19 protein-coding genes and 1 rRNA gene are annotated in these 19,927 nt (G+C 66.8%); 1 reads left to right on the top strand and 19 read right to left on the bottom strand.

What is annotated here, in order from left to right; genetic code table 11:
• Positions 1–137: 137 nt before the first annotated feature.
• From ABIE24_RS17405 to ABIE24_RS17315, 18 genes are all read right to left on the bottom strand, one after another.
• The gene (locus ABIE24_RS17405; protein WP_354502150.1) at positions 138–1,025 is read right to left on the bottom strand and encodes an NUDIX domain-containing protein; all 888 of its coding nucleotides are present in this window, start codon (positions 1,023–1,025) and stop codon (positions 138–140) included.
• A gap of 41 nt (positions 1,026–1,066) precedes the next feature.
• Positions 1,067–2,578: a ribosome biogenesis GTPase Der gene (der, locus tag ABIE24_RS17400; protein ID WP_354502148.1), complete on the bottom strand. Its 1,512-nt coding sequence runs from the start codon at positions 2,576–2,578 to the stop codon at positions 1,067–1,069.
• A gap of 46 nt (positions 2,579–2,624) precedes the next feature.
• Complete coding sequence (gene cmk, locus ABIE24_RS17395) at positions 2,625–3,293, bottom strand: (d)CMP kinase (RefSeq protein ID WP_354502145.1); 669 nt, start codon at positions 3,291–3,293, stop codon at positions 2,625–2,627.
• Between the two features lie 3 nt (positions 3,294–3,296).
• Entirely contained in the window at positions 3,297–4,421 is a 1,125-nt protein-coding gene (locus tag ABIE24_RS17390; protein ID WP_502916303.1) for a prephenate dehydrogenase, read from the bottom strand.
• A gap of 9 nt (positions 4,422–4,430) precedes the next feature.
• On the bottom strand, positions 4,431–5,249 hold the full coding sequence (locus ABIE24_RS17385) for a pseudouridine synthase (RefSeq protein WP_354502164.1): 819 nt from the start codon (positions 5,247–5,249) through the stop codon (positions 4,431–4,433).
• Between the two features lie 22 nt (positions 5,250–5,271).
• Positions 5,272–5,901, bottom strand: a complete 630-nt coding sequence (gene scpB, locus ABIE24_RS17380) for an SMC-Scp complex subunit ScpB (protein WP_354502143.1) — start codon at positions 5,899–5,901, stop codon at positions 5,272–5,274.
• Positions 5,891–6,748 (bottom strand): segregation and condensation protein A, encoded by an 858-nt coding sequence (locus ABIE24_RS17375; RefSeq protein ID WP_502916302.1) that lies wholly within the window; start codon positions 6,746–6,748, stop codon positions 5,891–5,893. The genes scpB and ABIE24_RS17375 overlap by 11 nt, the downstream gene beginning before the upstream one ends.
• Positions 6,732–7,616 (bottom strand): ParA family protein, encoded by an 885-nt coding sequence (locus ABIE24_RS17370; protein ID WP_354502140.1) that lies wholly within the window; start codon positions 7,614–7,616, stop codon positions 6,732–6,734. The genes ABIE24_RS17375 and ABIE24_RS17370 overlap by 17 nt, the downstream gene beginning before the upstream one ends.
• Positions 7,617–7,721: 105 nt before the next feature.
• Positions 7,722–8,462 carry a hypothetical protein gene (locus tag ABIE24_RS17365; protein ID WP_354502138.1) on the bottom strand — a complete coding sequence of 247 codons (741 nt, stop codon included), beginning with the start codon at positions 8,460–8,462 and terminating at the stop codon, positions 7,722–7,724.
• A 1,504-nt stretch (positions 8,463–9,966) separates the two neighbouring features.
• Positions 9,967–10,869: a site-specific tyrosine recombinase XerD gene (xerD, locus tag ABIE24_RS17355; RefSeq protein WP_354502158.1), complete on the bottom strand. Its 903-nt coding sequence runs from the start codon at positions 10,867–10,869 to the stop codon at positions 9,967–9,969.
• A gap of 5 nt (positions 10,870–10,874) precedes the next feature.
• Complete coding sequence (locus ABIE24_RS17350; protein ID WP_354502132.1) at positions 10,875–11,522, bottom strand: NUDIX domain-containing protein; 648 nt, start codon at positions 11,520–11,522, stop codon at positions 10,875–10,877.
• Positions 11,515–13,179, bottom strand: a complete 1,665-nt coding sequence (pyrG, locus tag ABIE24_RS17345) for a CTP synthase (protein ID WP_502916304.1) — start codon at positions 13,177–13,179, stop codon at positions 11,515–11,517. Before pyrG ends, ABIE24_RS17350 begins: the two co-directional genes overlap by 8 nt.
• 30 nt (positions 13,180–13,209) lie before the next feature.
• On the bottom strand, positions 13,210–14,931 hold the full coding sequence (recN, locus tag ABIE24_RS17340) for a DNA repair protein RecN (protein ID WP_354502129.1): 1,722 nt from the start codon (positions 14,929–14,931) through the stop codon (positions 13,210–13,212).
• Entirely contained in the window at positions 14,924–15,841 is a 918-nt protein-coding gene (locus ABIE24_RS17335) for an NAD kinase (protein WP_354502128.1), read from the bottom strand. The genes recN and ABIE24_RS17335 overlap by 8 nt, the downstream gene beginning before the upstream one ends.
• 5 nt (positions 15,842–15,846) lie before the next feature.
• Positions 15,847–16,686: a TlyA family RNA methyltransferase gene (locus ABIE24_RS17330; protein ID WP_354502125.1), complete on the bottom strand. Its 840-nt coding sequence runs from the start codon at positions 16,684–16,686 to the stop codon at positions 15,847–15,849.
• A complete protein-coding gene (locus ABIE24_RS17325; RefSeq protein ID WP_354502122.1) occupies positions 16,683–16,841 on the bottom strand; it encodes a hypothetical protein in 159 nt (52 codons plus the stop codon). The genes ABIE24_RS17330 and ABIE24_RS17325 overlap by 4 nt, the downstream gene beginning before the upstream one ends.
• A gap of 21 nt (positions 16,842–16,862) precedes the next feature.
• Positions 16,863–17,882 (bottom strand): HAD-IIA family hydrolase, encoded by a 1,020-nt coding sequence (locus tag ABIE24_RS17320; protein WP_354502152.1) that lies wholly within the window; start codon positions 17,880–17,882, stop codon positions 16,863–16,865.
• Positions 17,863–18,792 carry a hypothetical protein gene (locus tag ABIE24_RS17315; protein ID WP_354502119.1) on the bottom strand — a complete coding sequence of 310 codons (930 nt, stop codon included), beginning with the start codon at positions 18,790–18,792 and terminating at the stop codon, positions 17,863–17,865. The genes ABIE24_RS17320 and ABIE24_RS17315 overlap by 20 nt, the downstream gene beginning before the upstream one ends.
• Between ABIE24_RS17315 and ABIE24_RS17310 the strand changes: the two genes are divergently transcribed.
• Entirely contained in the window at positions 18,757–19,590 is an 834-nt protein-coding gene (locus ABIE24_RS17310) for a hypothetical protein (protein ID WP_354502117.1), read from the top strand. The genes ABIE24_RS17315 and ABIE24_RS17310 overlap by 36 nt on opposite strands.
• A gap of 249 nt (positions 19,591–19,839) precedes the next feature.
• Here ABIE24_RS17310 and rrf read toward each other — a convergent pair.
• Positions 19,840–19,927: ribosomal RNA gene (gene rrf / locus ABIE24_RS17305) — 5S ribosomal RNA — on the bottom strand; the annotation flags it as partial.

Below are 19,927 nucleotides of genomic sequence, written 5' to 3'. Positions count from 1 at the left end.
ACAGGCTCATCATCCAACCCATCAGAACCCAGCCACAAGAGAGTTTCCGTCACACCACAACGGCGCAAAGCGCCCCCACCGCTCGATACGGCCGCGGGCGGCCTACTCGATCAACGAGGAGGGTGTCGGGGGCGGTGCTACCCGAGCAGGTCGAGCAACCAGCCCGCACCGCGGGTCTGCGCTCCGAGCGCCTCGACGCGCGCCCGCAGTTCCCGATCGCTCGTGACGACGGTGACGGATGCTCCTGGCTCGGCAACGAGACGCGTTACCTCGTCGACGATCCTCGAGTCTCCGTCGGTCTCGGCTCGGATCACCCGAAGCCGGTCGGTCGCGTCCAGGGCGGCGCCGTTCGCCTGCCCTTCGAGCACCGCGACGACCTCGGGCCACCAGTGCGACTGCGGAAGGTCCAGCGCATCGGCAGCGATGCCGAGTGTGGCGAACCGCGACAACTGGGCACCGAGCCGGTCGGCTGCACCCGGGCGATCCTTCCACCAGCCGTCCGGGCGAGACCCTACGACGTTGGCCATGTCGACGAGAAGGACGGGCCGGAAGGCGAGGTCACGCTGAAGCACAGGCCACATCCGCCCGAAACCCGGGTGCAACGGCAGCGCGCCGACATCGTCGATCGGAACCCAGCGGATCTCGAGGCTCTCGGGGTCAGCCACCTGCGGCTCGAACGGTGCGATGACGTCGGCCACGACCGTGACGTACGACCAGACATCGAGGTCGAGTGTGTGACTGAAACGCGACCGGACGGCATCCGGGTCCACAGCCGCCTCTTCGCTGGCCTCGCGGATCGCACCGTCGACAGCGTTCTCGCCTTCGTGCCGGGCTCCGCCGGGGAGTCCCCAGGTTCCGCCGAAGTGGCTCCACAAGGCGCGATGCTGAAGCAGCACGCCGCGGATCGGGTCGACGGCGAGCAGGCCGGCAGCGCCGAAACGGCCCCAGTATTTGGAGCCGTCGTCGGCGAACACCCAGGCATCGCCCGGGTTTCTTGGGTGCGGCGGCACGAACTCGGAGGTCACGTGTTCAGCTTCTCACGAGCCGTGCGCCGGCACACGAGTGGTTACGTGCGCTTACGCTTTTCACGCACACGCATGTTGACGTTGATGGGGCTGCCTTCGAACCCGTAGACCTCACGGAGGCGGCGCTGGATGTACCGGCGGTAGCCCGGGTCGAGGAAGCCCGTGGTGAAGAGCACGAATGTCGGCGGGCGGCTCGAGGCCTGCGTGCCGAACAGGATGCGCGGCTGCTTGCCACCACGCACGGGGTGCGGGTGCTCGGCGGTGAGTTCGGCGAGGAACGCGTTGAACTTGCCGGTGGGGAGGCGGGTGTCCCACGACTCGAGCGCGAGCTCGAGGGCGGGGACGAGCTTCTCCATGTGCCGACCGGTGCGGGCGGAGATGTTGACGCGCGGTGCCCAGGCGACGTGGGCGAGGTCCTGCTCGATCTCACGCTCGAGGTACCGGCGACGTTCGTCGTCGAGGAGGTCCCACTTGTTGAACGCGAGCACGAGCGCGCGGCCCGACTCGAGAACGAGGTCGATGATCCGGACATCCTGCTCGGAGATCGGCTCGGAGACGTCGAGCATGACGACGGCGACTTCGGCCTTCTCGAGAGCGGCGCTGGTGCGGAGGGTCGCGTAGAAGTCGGCTCCCTGCTGCAGGTGAACGCGACGACGGATGCCGGCGGTGTCGACGAAACGCCACACCTTGCCTGCGATCGTGACCTGCTCGTCGACCGGGTCACGGGTGGTTCCGGCGAGTTCGTTGACGACCACGCGTTCTTCACCCGCTGCCTTGTTGAGCAGGCTGGACTTGCCGACGTTCGGGCGGCCGAGGATGGCGACGCGGCGGGGTCCGCCGACTTCGTCCTTTGCGACAGCCGAAACCTTCGGGAGCTTCGTCATGATGAGGTCGAGCAGGTCGGCGACACCGCGGCCATGCAGTGCGGAAACCGGGTACGGCTCGCCGAGTCCGAGCGACCAGAGGGATGCCGCGTTCGGCTCCTGGCGCACATCGTCGACCTTGTTGGCGACGAGGAAGACGGGCTTGTCCATCTTGCGGAGCATCCGGACGACCTGCTCGTCGGTCGCCGTGGCGCCGACGTTGGCGTCGACGACGAACAGAACCGCGTCGGAGAGGTCGATGGCGACTTCGGCCTGCGCGGCGACGGAGGCGTCGATGCCCTTGGCGTCGGGCTCCCAGCCGCCGGTGTCGACGAGGGTGAACTGGCGTTCGTTCCACTCGGCCTTGTACTTGACGCGGTCGCGCGTGACCCCCGGGGTGTCCTCGACGACGGCTTCACGCCGGCCGAGGATCCGGTTCACGAGCGCGGACTTGCCGACGTTCGGGCGGCCGACGATGGCGAGCACCGGCAGCGCGGGAAGGTAGCGGATCGCGTCGGGGTCTTCGGTGATGGACTCGAGGATCTCGAGGTCCTCATCGCCGAGGTCGTAGTCGGCGAGCCCGGCGCGGAGTGCTTCGGCACGGCGGTGGGCGAGGTCCTCGTCGAGGGTCTCCATCCGCTCGACCAGTTGGTCGTCCAGCTCAGCGGTGTCTTCAAAGTCGTCAGCCATAATCGGTCTCTCTCTGCGAACGGCGCCGCTTCGTGTGCGGGTCGCTCTAGGTTTTCTGCGAAGTACGGATCACATCGAGCACGGCGTCGACGGTCTCGTCAAAATTCAAAGTGGTGGAATCGACGGTGGTGACGCCAGGTGCGGCAGTCATGAAGTCGACGACGCGCGAATCTGCGCGATCACGCTTTTGCAACGCACTCGCAACCTCCGAAGCCGATTCGGATGCAAGTTCTGCAGAGCGTCTAGACATTCTAGCCTCTTCGGATGCCGTAAGAAGAATGCGCGTCGTGGCATCCGGTGCGACGACCGTGGTGATGTCGCGGCCCTCGACCACGATCCCCGGCGCGGCAGACTCCCGAATGATGTCGCGGAAGATCCCGGTGACGTGGGATCGCACCTCCGGAACGCGGGCGATATTGCTGACCACGGCGGTGACGCGGGGCTCGCGGATGCTGTCGGTCACGTCCGTCTCCCCCACCAGCACGTGGTACCCGTGGGGGTCGGTTCCGATCGTGTAGTCGAAGCCGGGGAGCGATGCGACGACCGCCGCGGCATCCGCTGAATCGATGTTGCGATCGAGGACATACCAGGACAGCGCCCGGTAGGCGGCGCCGGTGTCGAGGTAGTCGAAACCGAGCCGTTTGGCCGCTGCCTTCGACACGCTGGATTTTCCGCTGCCGGCGGGGCCGTCGACGGCCACCACTGTTTCTGTCATCGTTCAGACGCTCGCAATCCGCCAGCCGCGTGCCTCGAGGTCTTCGATGGCGCGCTGCTGGACTTCGGGAAGAACGGCGATCTCGGCGAGACCGATCTGGGCACCCGGGGAGTGCTCGAGCCGCAGGTCTTCGATGTTGACCCCGATGTCCCCGAGCTCGGAGAAGAGGAGACCGAGCTGGCCCGGCCGGTCGTCGATCATGACGACGACGGAGGCGTACCGACGGTCCTGACCGTGTTTGCCCGGCAGCCGGGCGACGCCGATGTTGCCGGCGGCGATGGTGTCGGCGATCGCGCGACGGGCGCCAGGAGCGTTCGGGTCGCGGAGCGCGTCGGTGACGGTCGCCAGGTCGGCAGCGATCGCGTCGAGCACCTCGACGACGGGCCCGGCGTTGGCGCCGAGGATCTGCACCCACAGTTCGGGCGCACTCGCGGCGATGCGGGTGGTGTCGCGGAGCCCCTGGCCGGTGAGACGCACGGCAGAGTCCGGCGCGCTGACGAGCTGTTTGGCGAGCAGGCTCGCGACGAGCTGTGGCACATGCGAGACGATGCCGACGGAGCGGTCGTGCTCCTCGGGAGTCATCTCGATCGGTGATGCGCCGAGGTCGAGCGCGAGGTCTTCGATCAGCGCGAGGGCGTCGGGCGGTGTCTCCTCGTCACGGCAGATCACCCAGGGGCGGCCGAGGAAGAGGTCGGCGCGCGCCGAGATCGCTCCCCCGCGTTCGCGGCCGGCGAGCGGGTGCGAGCCGATGTACCGGGTCAGGTCGACGCCGCGCTCGGTGAGCGTGCGGAACGGTTCGAGTTTCACACTGGCCACGTCGGTGACGACCGCGTCGGGAAAACGGGCCAGCTCGGCCTCGAGAACGGATGCCGTGACATCCGGCGGCACGCTGACGACCACGATGCGTGGTGCGTCGTCCGCGCGCTCGGGCCGACCGGCGCCGTAGTCGATGGCGAGGCGCAGTTGGGCGGGCGACGCGTCGGCGAGGATCACATCGACGCCCTGCGCTTTGAGGGCGAGGCCGATGCTCGCGCCGAGCAGTCCGGCGCCGACGATGCGGACCTGACCCGAGAGCCGGGCGGCGTTCGGGCGGCGCTCGACGGCGCCGTTCACAGTGGTGTCGTTCACGGTTCTCTTCTACTCGACGGAGTCGTCGTCGGCATCCTGGATGTCGTTCAACTGCGTTTGCCGCGAAATGGTCAGCAGCTCGCCGAGTTCCACCTTAGTGAGGTCGCGGGTGTGGCCGGCGCGGAGCGTGCCGAGGTTCACGGGGCCGAACTGGCGCCGCACGAGCTCCTGAACCGGGTGGCCGACAGCTGCGAGCATCCGCCGCACGACGCGGTTCTTGCCCGAGTGCAGCGTGATCTCGACGATGCTCGTGTCTTCCCCGTTGGCGGTGCTGCGAGTGTCGAGCAGCCGCGCCTTGTCTGCGGCGATGACGCCGTCGTCGAGCTCGACGCCGTGGATCAGCTTCTGGATTCCCTGCGCCGTCACCTTGCCGCGCACCTTGGCGATGTACGTCTTCGTCACGCCGAACGACGGGTGCGCGAGCACATGGGCGAGGTCGCCATCGTTGGTGAGAATGAGCAGACCACTCGTCTCAGCGTCGAGGCGGCCGACGTTGAACAGGCGCTCCTCGTAGTCCTTGGTGTACTGGGTGAGGTCGGGGCGGCCGCGTTCGTCGCTCATGGTGCTGACCACGCCGACCGGCTTGTTGAGCACGACGTAGCGCTTCGTCGTGTCGAGCTGCACGGCCGTGCCGTTGACCTCGACGTGGTCGGTCTCGGGGTCGATCCGTCGACCGAGCTCCCTCACGACTTCTCCGTTGACGCGCACGCGGCCTTCGGTGATGTACTGCTCGGAGACCCGGCGGGAGGCGACACCGGCGGCGGCGAGCACCTTCTGCAGGCGCACGCCCTCGGGGGCGAATGGGTCGTGGGCGGGTGTTTCGGAGATCCCGTTATCGGAAGTCGCGGGTTTATCGGAAGTCACTGTCAAATCCTTCGGAGCCGTCGGCGAGCAGGGGTGAAATGGGTGGGAGCTCGTCGAGCGAGTTGATGCCGAGCTGCTGCAACATCAGCGGAGTGGTGCCGTAATTGATGGCGCCGGTCTCGCTGTCGGTGAACAGTTCGGTGATGAGGCCGCGTCCGGCGAGCGTGCGCACGACGGAGTCGACGTTCACGGCGCGGATGGAGGCGACGGAGCTGCGGGTGATCGGCTGCTTGTAGGCGATCACAGCGAGCGTTTCGAGTGCTGCTTGCGAGAGACGGCTGGGGTTCTCGGCGGTGACGAAGTCGGCCACGACCTCGTCGTACGCGGCCCGGACGAAGATGCGCCAGCCGCCGCCGACCTCACGCAGTTCGAAGCCACGCTGGATGGACCCGTCGACGCCGTCATAGTCGGCGACGAGGCGGTTGATCGCTTCGTGCACAGCCTTGACCGGGCGGCGAACAGCGGTGGCGAGGCCGACGAGGCTCTGCGGCTCGTCGGCGATCATCAGGATCGCTTCGAGCGCGCGTTCGAGGTCGACCGGTGGCGACGGGGTCTCGTCCCTCGTCTCGCGCGGCGCGGCATCCGTTTCGGGGAGGGCGTTGATGTCAATTGTCATAGTCTGCTCCCAGATTGGCGAGGTTGTCCTCTGACCAGTTCTCGGCGCTCCAGCGTAACGTGAGCTCGCCCAGGGGTTCGAGTTGTTCGAAGCTGAGAGCCGCGTGCCGGTACAGTTCGAGCACCGCGAGGAACCGGGCCACGATGACGCCCTTCTGGTCGGCGCCGGCGATGAGCTGCCGGAACGTCAGGGATTCGCCCGAGCGGAGCATCGCGACGACGTGCGCGGCCTGCTCGCGGATGCTGACCAGCGGCGCGTGCAGGTGGTCGAGGCCGACCATCGGGATCTCACGCGGGGTGAGCGCCATGGTCGCGAGGGCGGCGAAGTCGTCGAGGGTGAGCGTCCAGACCAGTTCGGGCGTTCGGGCGCGGAACTTCTCCTCGAGCCGCACCGACCGGGGATGCCTGCTCGCCTCGGCGTCGAGGTGGGCGGCGAACCAGCCGGATGCCTCCTTGAACGCGCGGTACTGCAGAAGCCGGGCGAAGAGCAGGTCACGCGCCTCGAGCAGCGCGACGTCCTCGGCGTCGACGAGCTCACCCTGGGGCAGCAGGCCGGCAACCTTGAGGTCGAGCAGGGTCGCGGCAACGACGAGGAACTCGCTGGCCTGGTCGAGTTCGAGGGCGGAGTCCACGCCGGAGAGGTAGGCGATGAACTCGTTCGTCACCTTCGAGAGTGAGATCTCGGTGATGTCGAGTTCGTGTTTGCCGATCAGAGAGAGCAGCAGGTCGAACGGGCCCTCGAAGTTCGAGAGAGCGACCTGGAATCCGGCCGGCTGGGCGCCGGGCGCCGAGCCTGCCGGCGGTGTGATCGAGCCGTTTACGGCGTGCGCATCAGGCGACAGCGCCACGGGCTACCAGCTCCCGTGCGAGCTGGCGGTAGGCCTTGGCCGACGCATGCTCGGGAGCGAACTCGGTGATCGGGCTGCCGGCGACGCTGGCATCCGGGAACTTCACTGTACGACCGATGACGGTTTGGAGCACGTCATCGCCGAACGCGTCGACGACCCGTTCCAGCACCTCACGGGAGTGCAGGGTGCGCGAGTCGAACATTGTGGCGAGGATGCCGTCGAGCTCGATCGCCGGGTTCAGCCGGTCCTTGACCTTCTCGATCGTTTCGATCAGCAGGGCGACACCGCGGAGGGCGAAGAATTCGCACTCGAGCGGGATGAGCACGCCGTGGCTGGCGGTGAGGGCGTTGACGGTGAGGAGGCCGAGCGACGGCTGGCAGTCGATGAGGATGACATCGTAATCGCCTCCGACCTTGCGCAGCACGCGCGCGAGAATCTGCTCACGGGCGACCTCGTTGACGAGGTGCACCTCGGCTGCAGAGAGGTCGATGTTGGCGGGGATGATGTCGAGACCCTCGACGGACGTGTGCTGGATGGCATCCGTCGGCTGGTGCTTGTTCGACAGCAGCAGGTCGTAGATCGTCAGCGCGTCGTGCGTGTTGACGCCGAGGCCGGCCGAGAGGGCGCCCTGCGGGTCGAAGTCGATGCAGAGCACGCGACGGCCGTAGTCGGCGAGAGCCGCACCGAGGCTGATCGTGGTCGTCGTCTTGCCGACGCCGCCCTTCTGGTTGCAGAGGGAGATGATGCGTGCGGGGCCGTGACTCTTCAGGGGAGCGGGTTCGGCGAACTCACTGAGGGTTCGACCTGTCGGCCCCTTCTTTACGAGGGGTGCCTCTACCGAGAAGAGTTCTTCATTTTTTGTGGCCACCAGTTTCGTCCTCACTCCCGTCGCGTCCCTCGCCGTGCTTAGCTCTTGATTCTACTGGGGCGCATCCCGGATGCTGTGCGCCCACGCTGAGCAGACGAATCCGCGCTAGCAACCCGGGCCGTGCGGGTCTTCGGTGCACGCGCGTTCGACCAGCACTGTTTTCGCGTCTCCGGCCACCGCTCCGAGTATCGTCGCGGGGCCGGGCAGGGTGCCGCTGATGCTCCGCCACGGCAGGGAGTCGATGCTGAACGCGACCGCGTACGAGACGGTCACCGAGATTTGGTAGACGCCTCGCGTTTCGAAGATGTGGCTGGTGGGCGTAGGTGAGAATTCGGGTAGGCCGAGCGCCGCCCAGGATGCTCCGGGCACGGTCGAGAGGGATGTCGACCCGTCACCCCACGACCATGAGTAACTGGACGGGGTGAATCGCACATCGAGCGGGTAGTCGAGGAGGGTGCCGGAGACGACGTGCGTTTCGGTCTGGACCATGAAGTTCGCCGGCAAGCCGATGAGCATCCACCCATCAGGTTCCATGGCGAGTGTCGGTGCAAGCGGCCGGAAGCTGGCCAGGTCACTCACGGTGATGTCGTCGACAAGGCAGGCGGCGCCGACGTTGCACACATCGACGTCCACGGGCGGCGGCACAGCCCCTCCGGGCGAACCGGGCCCGTCGACCCCTCCCCTGTTCTCGGCGTCGATCCTGTCCTGTTCGTAGGGGTTCGGAGGGCGGTTGCCGCCGTCGTTGTTGCCGCCACCGCCGTTATTGCCGCCGTTCCCACCGTTGCCGCCGTTCCCGCCGTTGCCGCCGTTGTTGCCGCCGTCGATTCGCCCGTCGCCGCGGATCACAGCTTCGCCGCCGTCGAGGCCACCCGCTACGCATAGTCCGCGTGCTGCGTCCGCAGTAGAACAAACGGCTGCATGTGCTGTTCCCGGGACCCCAGCGACAGCCAGCACCACCACAGCAACTGCCGTCAACAGAAGTCTTCGCCAGTCCATGATCCGCTATCCGATATCACCAGTGTTCCTGCGCGGGGAGCCGATGACACTAGTTCCACTTCCACAGGGAACCGCTCCAGCCGTGTTGAGGGCGTTACATCTGCTCCTTGTGAGTCCAAAATCTTGACCCCTGAGACGTCGCGACAGAGTCGAACGCGAACGAGCGCCGATTGGTCGGCCTCCGATTGTTTGACCACGGAGACTGTGTCAAAAGTGGTTGAACCGTCCGTGTGCCATTGGTTGGTCTCGAGCAACCCGGGTTCTCTCAGTTTCTGGAGGTACTCAGGCGTCACTAGGGAGGCCAAAACATCGTACGAACCACCGCCTTTGGCTGATTCGAGATCGAAGGCGGCAGTGTACTGCTGATACGCATCCGTCGCTGCGGCAAGCGCTTCATCCTCCGACGCGAAGATCGCTGTCGAAGTGGGACTCGGTGTCGGTGCAGTGGTCGGAGTGCAGCCGGTGAGTGCCGCAGTACCGAGCAGGCAAGCAAGGATTCCGGTGGTGCTGCCGCGCAGCATCCGTGAGAACGTCCTCGACCGGTTCCTGACCATGCCGACAGGCTAGAACAGTCCTCGGCTGGGCGGGAGGGTTATCCACAGGTGGGCTCGGTGTGCTTTCACGACTCTGTAGTGGCACTCGGGACGGCCAGAATCCCCCATGCTCCCCCGGCGCCGATTTGCGTTACACCCACCGGCCCCGTCACCAACCGTGCTCGCGCATAACTCCGCCAATCTGCGGTTGACGGTCCAAGTGCACACCGAGCTTGCTGTCCCAGCGGTCGGGGACCTTGGTGTGCCCCACCGGTTCGGCGGAATTATGCGCAGCTGCGGGGGCACGCGCCCGTGCTGTGTCGCTGAGCGGCCACTCGCCGCCGACACGGATGGCTGCTCGGACGGCTGCTCGGACGGCTGCTCCGACGGCTGCTCGGACGGCTGCACGGACGGCTGCTCAGATGGGTACTCAGATGGGTGCTCGGATGGGTGCTCGGCCGGGTCCGCCGACCGAGTAACATCCGCGCGCGACTTGCCGCCGGCCGACCGCGCACAACTCCGCCAATCTGCGGTCGGGTCCACCGAGTCCCGTCCTCATGCACGGTCGTTTGGCCGAACTCCGCGGTGGCACCCACCGGATTGGTGGAGTTATGCGCAGGGGAACGCGCCATCTCTCCCTGGCAGCGCGCGTAATCCACCGCTTGCAGGGCCGCCAATCCACCGTTTGCAGGGCCGCGCGCAACTCCGCCGATCCGCGGCCCATCCCGTCGTCCCCGCACCCGCCCCGCCGCCATCCCGGCCGGGCTGAGCGGGCTGCCGCCGGGCTGGCGGAGTTGTGCGTAGCAGGGGCGCGAGAGGAGCTACCGGGCCCGCGGGTGCGCCGTCGTGTACATATCGCGGAGAGTGTCTGCGGTCACCATCGTGTAAATCTGGGTCGTCGCGACCGAGGAGTGGCCCAGCAGTTCCTGAACCACACGCACGTCGGCGCCACCCTGCAGCAGGTGGGTGGCGAACGAGTGCCGCAGCGTATGCGGCGACACATGCGAGACGAGGTCTGCTTTCTCAGCCGCAGCACGGATGATCAGCCATGCGTTCTGCCGAGACACCCGCTGGCCACGGATGCCGACGAACAGCGCAGGCGTCGCGACTCCCCGTACCGAGAACACCGGGCGGGCACGCACGAGATACGCGTCAAGGGCATCGCGGGCGAACCTGCCGAGTGGCACGATCCGTTCCTTGTTGCCTTTGCCGCGGAGGCGAACGATGTCCTCGTCGAAGACGTCGTCGACATTGAGCGACACCGCCTCGCTTACCCGGGCCCCGGTCGCATACAGAAGCTCGAGCAGCGCCCGGTCGCGCAGCGCCTGCACGTCGTCACCGGAGACGGCATCCAGCAGCGCCGTCACCTGGTCGACGCTCAACGCCTTGGGCAAGCGGCTCGGCAGTTTCGGCGGCTTCACTTCGCGGGCCACGTCGGTCTCGAGCCGACCCTCCTCCAGCAGAAAACGATGCCAGCCGCGCACCGACGACAGCACCCGGGCGAGCGACGACGCGGTCAGCGGCGTTTCGCGGGTCCCGAGTTCGCGCACATACTCGGACACCTGCTGCTGCGAGACGTCGGCGACCTCGGCGACGTCTCGCGCGCCGAGCCATTCGACATATCCGCTGAGATCGCGCCGGTACGCCGCCACCGTGTTCGCGGCAAGGCCGCGCTCGATCGACACATGCCGCAGGTACAGATCAAGGTCGCGCGCGAGCGGCATGTCGCCTACGAAGACCTGAGCTTCGGATGCCGCGGCCACGGAATGTCCGCCGGCGCAAGCGTCCGCCAATCGCGCTGGCGGCCGACCGATGCGGCGAGGGTGGCGATGACGAGACTGGGGTTCTGCAGCTTGCGGGCAAGCACGGCGTCGACGAGATCGTCGAGCGGCACCCAGCGAAGCTCCATGTCGGCCTCTTCGTGGGTGCGATCGAACACCTCATGTGCAGAAGAGATCCCGCGAGCCAGGTAGATCCGGATCGCCTCGTCGCTGCCGCCGGGGCTCGTGTAGAACTCCGAGAGCACGGCCCAGTCGGTGGCCTGGATGTCGGCCTCCTCGGCGAGTTCGCGCTTCGCCGCGACGAGGGGGTCTTCGTCGACGACGTCGAGGAGCCCGGCGGGGATCTCCCATTCGCGCATCCCCACCGGATGCCGGTACTGCTTGATCAGCAGCACCCGGTCATCGTCGTCGATCGCGAATACGGCGACCGCCCCGGTGTGGTCGAGATATTCACGCGTGATGTCTTCGCCGTTGTAGGCGAAGACATCACGGCGCACGCCCCACACCATGCCGTCGAAAGCCAGCTCGCTGGAGCGGATCTCGACGTCGGCGAAGGTGTCTTCGAGGGCAGCCTCAGTCATTGTGGCGTCAGTCATTGTTCACGTCGAACAGCAGGCTCGCCTGCTTGCGCTCCAGCGCCGCGCCGATGAGGCCGCGGAACAGGGGGTGCGCATTGTTCGGCCGCGACCGCAGTTCGGGGTGAGCCTGGGTTCCGACGTAGAAGGGGTGCTCGGCCCGGTCGAGTTCGACGAATTCGACGAGCTGTCCGTCCGGGCTGGTGCCCGAGAAGACGAGGCCCGCTTCAGCGATCTGGTCGCGGTACCGGTTGTTCACCTCGTAGCGGTGGCGGTGGCGTTCTGAGATCTCGGTCGAACCATACAGTTCAGCGGTGATCGATCCCTCGGCCAGTTTCGCCGGGTACAGGCCCAGGCGCATCGTTCCGCCCAGGTCTCCTCCGGCGATGATCTCGACCTGCTCGGCCATTGTGGCGATCACCGGAAACTCGGTGTCGGGGTCGAACTCGCTCGAGCTCGCGCCGTCGAGTCCGGCTTCGTTTCGTGCGTACTCGATCACCATGCACTGCAAGCCGAGGCACAGACCGAGCGTGGGAATCTTGTTGTCACGCGCAAACGTGAGCGCACCGAGCTTGCCTTCGATCCCCCGGATGCCGAAACCACCGGGAACGCAGATTCCGTCCAGTTCGCCGAGCGCGCGGGCGGCGCCCTCAGGCGTCTCGCATGCGTCCGACGGGATCCACTGCAGCTTGACCTTCGACTCGTGAGCGAATCCGCCGGCACGCAGCGCCTCAGTGACGGAGAGGTAAGCATCCGGCAGGTCGATGTACTTGCCGACGAGCCCGATGGTGAGTTCGTGCTTGGGTTCGTGAACGGCTTTGAGCACCGGTGACCAGGCAGCCCAGTCGACGTCGTCAGCTTCGAGGCCGAGCAGGTCGATGATGTAGGCGTCGAGACCCTGGTCGTGGAGGACCGTCGGGATGTCGTAGATGCTGGGCACGTCGACACAGTTCACAACCGCCGCCTCGTCGACGTCACACATGAGCGCGATCTTGCGCTTGTTCGAGTCGGAGACGGGCCGGTCGCTGCGCAGCACGAGGGCATCCGGCTGGATACCGATCGCGCGGAGGGCGGCAACGGAGTGCTGCGTCGGCTTGGTCTTCTGCTCTCCGGAGGCGCCCATGTACGGCACGAGTGAGACGTGCACGAAGAAGACGTTCTTGCGGCCGAGTTCGTGACGCACCTGACGGGCTGCCTCGAGGAACGGCTGCGACTCGATGTCACCGACCGTTCCTCCGACCTCGGTGATGATCACGTCGGGTTTCGGGTCGTTCGTAGCCTGCAGCCGCATGCGGCGCTTGATCTCGTCAGTGATGTGCGGGATGACCTGCACGGTGTCGCCGAGGTACTCGCCGCGACGTTCCTTCGCGATGACCGTCGAGTAGATCTGGCCGGTGGTGACGTTCGCCGCCTGGCTCAGGTTGATGTCGAGGAACCGCTCGTAGTGACCGATGTCGAGGTCGGTCTCGGTGCCGTCGTCGGTGACGAAGACTTCGCCGTGCTGGAACGGGTTCATCGTCCCAGGATCGACGTTGAGGTAGGGGTCCAGTTTCTGCATAACAACACGCAGTCCCCGGGCCGTGAGGAGGTTACCCAGGCTGGCCGCCGTGAGTCCCTTGCCCAAAGAAGAAACGACACCACCGGTCACAAAAATGTGTTTGGTCGTGCCGTTCGAAATGTCCGCGTCTGTAATGTTCACCACGGGCTTTTATCCTATCACCTGAGAAGAGCGGTCTGACCGTGCGAGCGAAAGCAGCTCCTCGGCGTGGGCAAGCCCGGAGTCGCTGTCAGCGAGACCGGAGAGAAGTCGGGCCATCTCGGCGACACGGTCGGCGCCGGTCAATTGGCGCACGCTGGATGCCGTGACGGTGCCGTCACTGGACTTCACGACCGCGAGATGGTTGGTGGCGAATGCGGCTACCTGGGCGAGGTGGGTGACGACGATGACCTGCGCGGTCTCGGCCAGCCGGGCCAGTCGGCGGCCGATCTCGATCGCCGCGGAACCGCCGACGCCGGCGTCGACCTCGTCGAAGACGAAGGTGGGTACCGGGTCGCGCCCGGCGATGACGACCTCGATGGCGAGCATGACACGCGACAGCTCTCCACCCGATGCCCCCTTGGAGATCGGCCGCGGTTCGGCGCCGGCGTGTGGCTGCAACAGGAACACCACTGCGTCGCGGCCGTGCTGGCCGAGTTCGGCCAGGTCGGTGACGTCGATGATCACGGTGGCGTCGGCCATGGCGAGGGCGGTGAGCTCACCGGAGACGGCCTCGCCGAGCCGGTCAGCGGCTGCCCGGCGGGTTTCGGAGATGCGCGTGGCGAGATCGTCGACGAGGGCGGCATCCGTTTCGACGATGCTGGTGAGCTCGTCGATCCGGTCCGAGTCGCCGTCGAGTTCGAGAAGGCGCGCGTTTCCGGTTTCGTGGGCGGCGAGTACCTCGTTAATGCCGGGGCCGTACTTGCGCATGAGAATGCCGAGCTCCGCGCGGCGGTCCTGCAGCACCTCGAGTTCGCGGGCGCCGTCGGTGTCGAGTCCGGCGAGGTAGCGAGAGAGTTCGAGCGCGATTTCTGAGACGGCGTAGCTGGTGCTGGTGAGCTGCTCCCCCAGCGTGCCGAGTTCGGCGTCGTGGGAGGCGACGCGTTCGAGCTGCCGGCGGGCGGCATCCAGCAGGGTGACGACATCCGGGCCGTCCGATTCCTCGGCCGAGAGCGCTTCGCGGGAGAAGCTCGCCGCGATGCGGAGGTCTTCGAGGTTGGTCAGCCGCTCAGCGCGTGCGGCGAGATCGTCGTCTTCGCCGGGCTGGGGGGCGACGGCGTCGATCTCGGCGATGCTCAGGCGGAGCTCGTCCGCCTCGGCGGCGCGCCGGTCTCGTTCAGCGATGAGGGTGTCGCGCTCTTCGGCGTTCGCGAGGTAGCGGGCGAACGCGGTGCGGTAGTCGGCGAGCAGGGCAGCGAGCTCATCGCCCGCGAACCGGTCGAGGGCATCACGCTGAGCTGTCTGCGACCGGAGACGGACCTGTTCAGACTGGCCGTGAACGACGACGAGTCGTTCACCGAGTTCGGCCAGCACGCCGACGGGGGCGCTGCGCCCGCCGACCTGGGCGCGGCTCCGCCCGGAGGCGAGGACCGAACGGCCGAGGGTCAGTTCGGCGTCGTCGCCGAACGGGTCGACGTCTCCCCCGGCCTCACGGACCCGCTCGGCGACGTCACCGTCGGCAGGCACGATCCAGCGCCCGTCGACACTGGTCGAGTCGTTGCCCTGGCGGATGACGCCCGAGTCGGCGCGGCCGCCGAGCAGCAACCCGAGCGCGGTGACGACCATGGTCTTGCCTGCGCCGGTCTCACCGGTGATGGCGGTGAACCCCGCGCCGAGCGGAAGGGTGGCTTCGGCGATGACCCCGAGGTCACGGATGCCGATCTCCTCAATCACGGGCAGTGGGCCCCCTCCACCCGGTGACGGGCAGGTGGAACTTCTTCACCAGCCGGTCAGTGAACGGGCTGTCGTGCAGGCGCGCGAGCCTCACCGGCAACGAGGATCGCCGGACGACGACGCGAGCACCCGGCTCCAGGTCGTGGGTACGGCGGCCGTCGCACCAAAGCACGCCGAGGGCATCGGTGCGCTTGAGCACCTCGACGGCCAGTGACGAGTCAGGCCCGACGACGATCGGGCGAGCGAACAGAGCGTGTGCGCTGAGCGGCACCAGGGTGATCGCTTCGACGCTCGGCCAGATCACCGGGCCGCCGGCTGAGAAGGAGTACGCGGTGGATCCTGTGGGCGTCGACACCACTACCCCGTCGCAACCGAAGCTCGACAGGGGTCGGCCGTCGACCTCGATGACCACTTCGAGCATCCGTTCGCGACTTGCTTTTTCGACGGTGGCTTCGTTGAGCGCCCAGGTCTGATAAACCACTTCAGTGCCGCGCTTGACCCGCACCGAAAGCGTCATGCGTTCTTCGACCAGGTAGTCCCGTGCGATGACACGGTGGACCGCCTCGGCAAGGTCGTCGCGTTCACTCTCGGCGAGGAACCCGACGTGGCCGAGGTTCACGCCGAGGATCGGCGCGGAGAAACCGCGCACGATCTCGGCGGCGCGAAGGATGGTCCCGTCGCCGCCGAGGACGATGACCAGCTCGAGGTCAGCCGGGCTCACGTCTTCGTGGAGGATGGCGAGGTGCTCGGGAGCATGACCGGCCGCGCAGATCTCCTCGCGTTCGTCGCGCTGGAGCACCGGCACGGCGCCGGCCTCGAGGAGTTGCGCGACAACCTGCACGGCGGCTTCGAGCGAATCGGAACGGCCGGTATGCGACACCACGAGAATGTGGCGAGCGTCTGAACTCATCGCGGTCACGCTCCAGCCATCTCGGTGATTCGATCCAGCCATTCTGTCGGATTGGCGGCGACACTGCCGGGCGCGTCGCCCGCGTCGCGCAACCACACAACGTATTCATGGTTTCCATGGGCGCCGACGATCGGCGAGGGGATCAGCCCGGCCGTACCGAGCCCCAGATCCCAGGCATGCCAGAGCACTGTAGCGATGGCGTCGGCGCGCAGGGCGGCATTGCGCACGATCCCCTCGCGAATCCCGGCACGACCCACTTCGAACTGCGGTTTGATGAGCAGAACGAAATCGCTGCCGGGCTGCACGGAGCGGCGAAGCGGCTCGAGCACATGGGTGAGCGAGATGAAGGAGAGATCGCCGACGACGAGGTCTGGCGAATCGGGAACACCGGATGCCCCGGCGAGGCTCTCTGGGGTGAGGTCGCGAACGTTGAATCCTTCGACGACCGCGACGCGGGCATCCCCTGAGATCTCGGGAGACATCTGGCCATGCCCGACATCGAGCGCAATCACCGTGCGCGCGCCGCGCTCAAGGAGGACCTGGGTGAATCCCCCGGTCGATGCACCGGCGTCGAGGGCCACTCGCCCGGACGGATCGATCAGAAACGAGTCCAGGGCGGCGATCAGCTTGTGGGCGCCCCGGCTGACGTAATGGTCGGCGCCGGCGACGACGATGTCCTGCCCGTCGCGCACCTTCGTTGCGGGCTTGACGACCGCGCGCCCGTCGACGGTCACGAGACCGTCGGCGATCACGCGTGCGGCAAGCGTGCGCGAACGCGCCAGCCCACGCGAAACGAGGGCGGCGTCGAGGCGCTGATCAGCGCCCGGCACGGGCTCCACGCTCACGACCGCGACGATGCCGCGTCGCCACCTTCGAGTCTCGCGCGAAGTTCTTCATGCAGCTGAACGTAGGCCCGGGCGCGTTCGTCGAGCGGCTGGTCTTCGACCAGACGCAGTTGCGACACAAGCGCATCACCCGGTTCATGCATCTCTTCGCTCACGTTCCTAGGTTACCTGCGCGATCAGGAATATAGCCGCTCGGGCACGTTGAAGCCGTAAATCGCCCGGCCGGATGCCCAGATCGCCGCACACGCGGCGCGGAGCAGGTCGACGGCTGTGTCGCCGTCGCGGACGATGACCACATCGTTGCCTTCGATCCGCACCACCGACTTGCCGACGGTTGCCTCGCTGTCGCCGCGTGACATCCGGGTCACCGGGTACGCCTCGTGCAGTTGGCGGAGGTCGTCGAGGATGAACGTCGGGCGCGAGAACTTGTCGGCGGCGAGCACATGCTTGGCCTTGTCGACGCCGGTGAGCACCAGGATGGAGTCGATGCCGGCCCGGTTTGCGCCCATGATGTCGGTGTCGAGCCGGTCGCCGATGAACAGCGGCTTGCGTGCGCTGAACCGGGCGGTCGCCTCTTCGAAGATGGGTGTTTCCGGCTTGCCGGCCACTGTGGCCAGGCGTCCGACGGCGGTGTGCACGGCCGAGACAAGGGTGCCGTTTCCGGGTGCGATGCCCCGGGCCTGTGGGATGGTCCAGTCGGTGTTGGTCGCGATCCAGGGGATCTCCACACCGTCTTCACGAGGGTGCAGCGCGTAGGCCGCCTCGGCGAGGTGCGTCCAGCTGACCTCCGGAGCAAAACCCTGCAGCACCGCGGCCGGACTGTCCTCTGCCGACCGGGTGACGGTGTAGCCCGCCTTCACCAGTTCGTCGACGAGGCCGTCGCCGCCGACGACGAGCACCGTCGAACCGGCCGGAACGTGGTTCGCCAGCAGGCGGACTGCTGCCTGCGGGCTCGTCACAACCTCCTCGGGAGCGACCGTAAGTCCGAGCTCGGTCAGGTGAGCGGCAACGGATGCGTCGGTGCGCGACGCATTGTTGGTGATGTACCCCACCTTGATGCTCTCGGCAGCGCGATTGAGGCTCTCGATCGCGTGCGGGATCGCTCCGGGTCCTGTGTAGACGACACCGTCCAGGTCGGCGAGCAGAACGTCGACGCCGTCGAGCGGCGTCGCTGACTTACTTTTCCTGCCCAGCATTGGTGTCATCAAGCGTTTCCTCGTCGGTGGTGATGTCGTCTTCAGGCGCCTCGTCCAAGACGGTCGCGTCGTCGACGTCTTCTGCGTCGGTCTCGTCGTCGAGGACGAAATCCTCTTCTGCTTCCTCGTCGTTGGTCTCGTCGTCGTCCGTGTCGTCCGCGGCATCCGTCGCTTCGTCATCGATCTCATCATCGATTTCGAGGATCTCGAAGACCTCGATCGTTTCGGCTTCACTTTCACCGGAACGTTCGGCGAGGGCAGCCGCGGCGACCTCCGCACGGTGGCGCCAGACCGACGCCTCGTCAGCACGATTGAGCTCCTCGAGCACCTCGGCCTGGGCGGCGAAGAGTTCGGGGCTCCATTCGAAGGCGCGACGGGGGTCGAGCTCAGGCACCTGAAGTTCGGCGAGGGCAAGTTCGGGCTGGCCGAGGTCGAGCCGCGCACCGGACATCGCGATGGACAGCGCGACCCGGACGGCTGGAGACAGCGTCGCGCGGTCGACTGTGCGGCCCAACTCGAGTGCCTTTTCGGGCCGGCCGACGCCGCGTTCGCTGTCGACCATCAACGGCAGCTGGTCGTTTGAGCCGGTGATGCGCCGATGGGTACGTAGTTCGCGCAGAGCCAGGGCAAAGTCCCCTGTCTCGTAGGCGGTGATGGCCAGCGTCTCACGGACGACGCCGATCCGGCCGGCGCGACGGGCAGCCGACAGCGCGTGCTGGTGTGCGAGTTCCGGGTCCTCATCGATGAGCATGGCGGCCATGGCCAGGTGGCGAGCCACCCGCTCGGCGTTGTCGGTGGTCAGCGTCTTGAGTTCGTTGCGGGAGACCCGGTCGAGGTCGTTCGACGTCACCGATACAGGAATGTCGGGGTCATCGTGCTGCGCGCGAACCATGCGCAGTTCGCGCTGCATCCGCTGTTCCTCGGTGACTTCTTCTTCCTGACGGAATGCGTCGCGGTCTCCGCGGGCGGGAGCTCCGCCGCGGGTCCACAGCTTATCGCCGTCGCGGCTGGGCCGATCGGAACGGGGCCGATCGGAATGGGAACGGTCGCCGCGCGGCGCATCGGTGGGGGGACGGTCCGATCGCGGACGGTCCCCGCCAGTGCGGGGCTTGTCGCCGTAAGAGGGACGGTCCCCGCGAGGCTTGTCGCCGTAGGAACGGTCGCCGCCGGTACGAGGCTTGTCACCATACGAAGGACGATCCCCACGAGGCTTGTCGCCGTACGACGGACGATCGCCACGAGGCTTGTCGCCGTAGGAAGGACGGTCACCGCCGCTGCGCGGTTTGTCGCCGTAGGACGGCCGGTCGCCACGAGGCTTGTCACCGTACGACGGTCGATCGCCACGAGGCTTGTCGCCGTAGGAACGGTCGCCGCCGGTACGAGGCTTGTCACCATACGAAGGACGATCCCCACGAGGCTTGTCACCATAAGAAGGACGGTCCCCGCCAGTGCGGGGCTTGTCATCGTACGACGGGCGATCCCCACGAGGCTTGTCACCGTAAGACGGGCGGTCGCCACGTGGCTTGTCACCGTAAGACGGGCGATCTCCACGCGGCTTGTCGCCGTAGGAAGGTCGATCTCCGGTACGCGGACGATCAGCGCTGGAGGAGCGGGGCTTGTCACCATAAGAAGGTCGGTCGCCGCGAGGCTTATCGCCGTAGGAAGGACGATCGCCGGTTCTGGGCCGGTCTTCACGACCCCCGCTTGAGCGGGGACGGTCGCCCCGTGGGGCCGAATCACGCGACCCGGAGGACCCGCCCTTGGAGTAACCTTTGCCGGCCCCACCGTCTGAGCGCTTCGGTGCGCCCCCCTGGCGGTCGTTTGAGCTGCGATTCGGACGTTTGTCCTGATCGTTCGCAGAATCCGACATCTGGTTACTCCCTATTATGTTGAAAAGTGTTTCAGGTGTTAAACGCAAAATGGCCACCCGTACTGGGTGGCCATTTTACTAAGTTAAGTCCGGCGGTGTCCTACTCTCCCACAGGGTCCCCCCTGCAGTACCATCGGCGCAAAGAGTCTTAGCTTCCGGGTTCGGAATGTGACCG

This window comes from Mycetocola sp. 2940, assembly GCF_040548835.1.
GTDB lineage: Bacteria > Actinomycetota > Actinomycetes > Actinomycetales > Microbacteriaceae > Mycetocola_A.
This window is presented reverse-complemented; position numbering and strand designations above follow the sequence as displayed.

What these genes read in the sequence shown, in the direction of transcription:
- ABIE24_RS17320 (WP_354502152.1), bottom strand. Translation starts at nt 17,882, where the DNA reads ATGCTGGGCAGGAAAAGTAAGTCAGCGACGCCGCTCGACGGCGTCGAC.
- der (WP_354502148.1), bottom strand. Translation starts at nt 2,578, where the DNA reads ATGGCTGACGACTTTGAAGACACCGCTGAGCTGGACGACCAACTGGTC.
- ABIE24_RS17335 (WP_354502128.1), bottom strand. Translation starts at nt 15,841, where the DNA reads ATGAGTTCAGACGCTCGCCACATTCTCGTGGTGTCGCATACCGGCCGT.
- ABIE24_RS17315 (WP_354502119.1), bottom strand. Translation starts at nt 18,792, where the DNA reads ATGCAGCGCGAACTGCGCATGGTTCGCGCGCAGCACGATGACCCCGAC.
- ABIE24_RS17350 (WP_354502132.1), bottom strand. Translation starts at nt 11,522, where the DNA reads ATGACTGACGCCACAATGACTGAGGCTGCCCTCGAAGACACCTTCGCC.
- cmk (WP_354502145.1), bottom strand. Translation starts at nt 3,293, where the DNA reads ATGACAGAAACAGTGGTGGCCGTCGACGGCCCCGCCGGCAGCGGAAAA.
- scpB (WP_354502143.1), bottom strand. Translation starts at nt 5,901, where the DNA reads ATGACAATTGACATCAACGCCCTCCCCGAAACGGATGCCGCGCCGCGC.
- xerD (WP_354502158.1), bottom strand. Translation starts at nt 10,869, where the DNA reads ATGCCGCTCGCGCGCGACCTTGATCTGTACCTGCGGCATGTGTCGATC.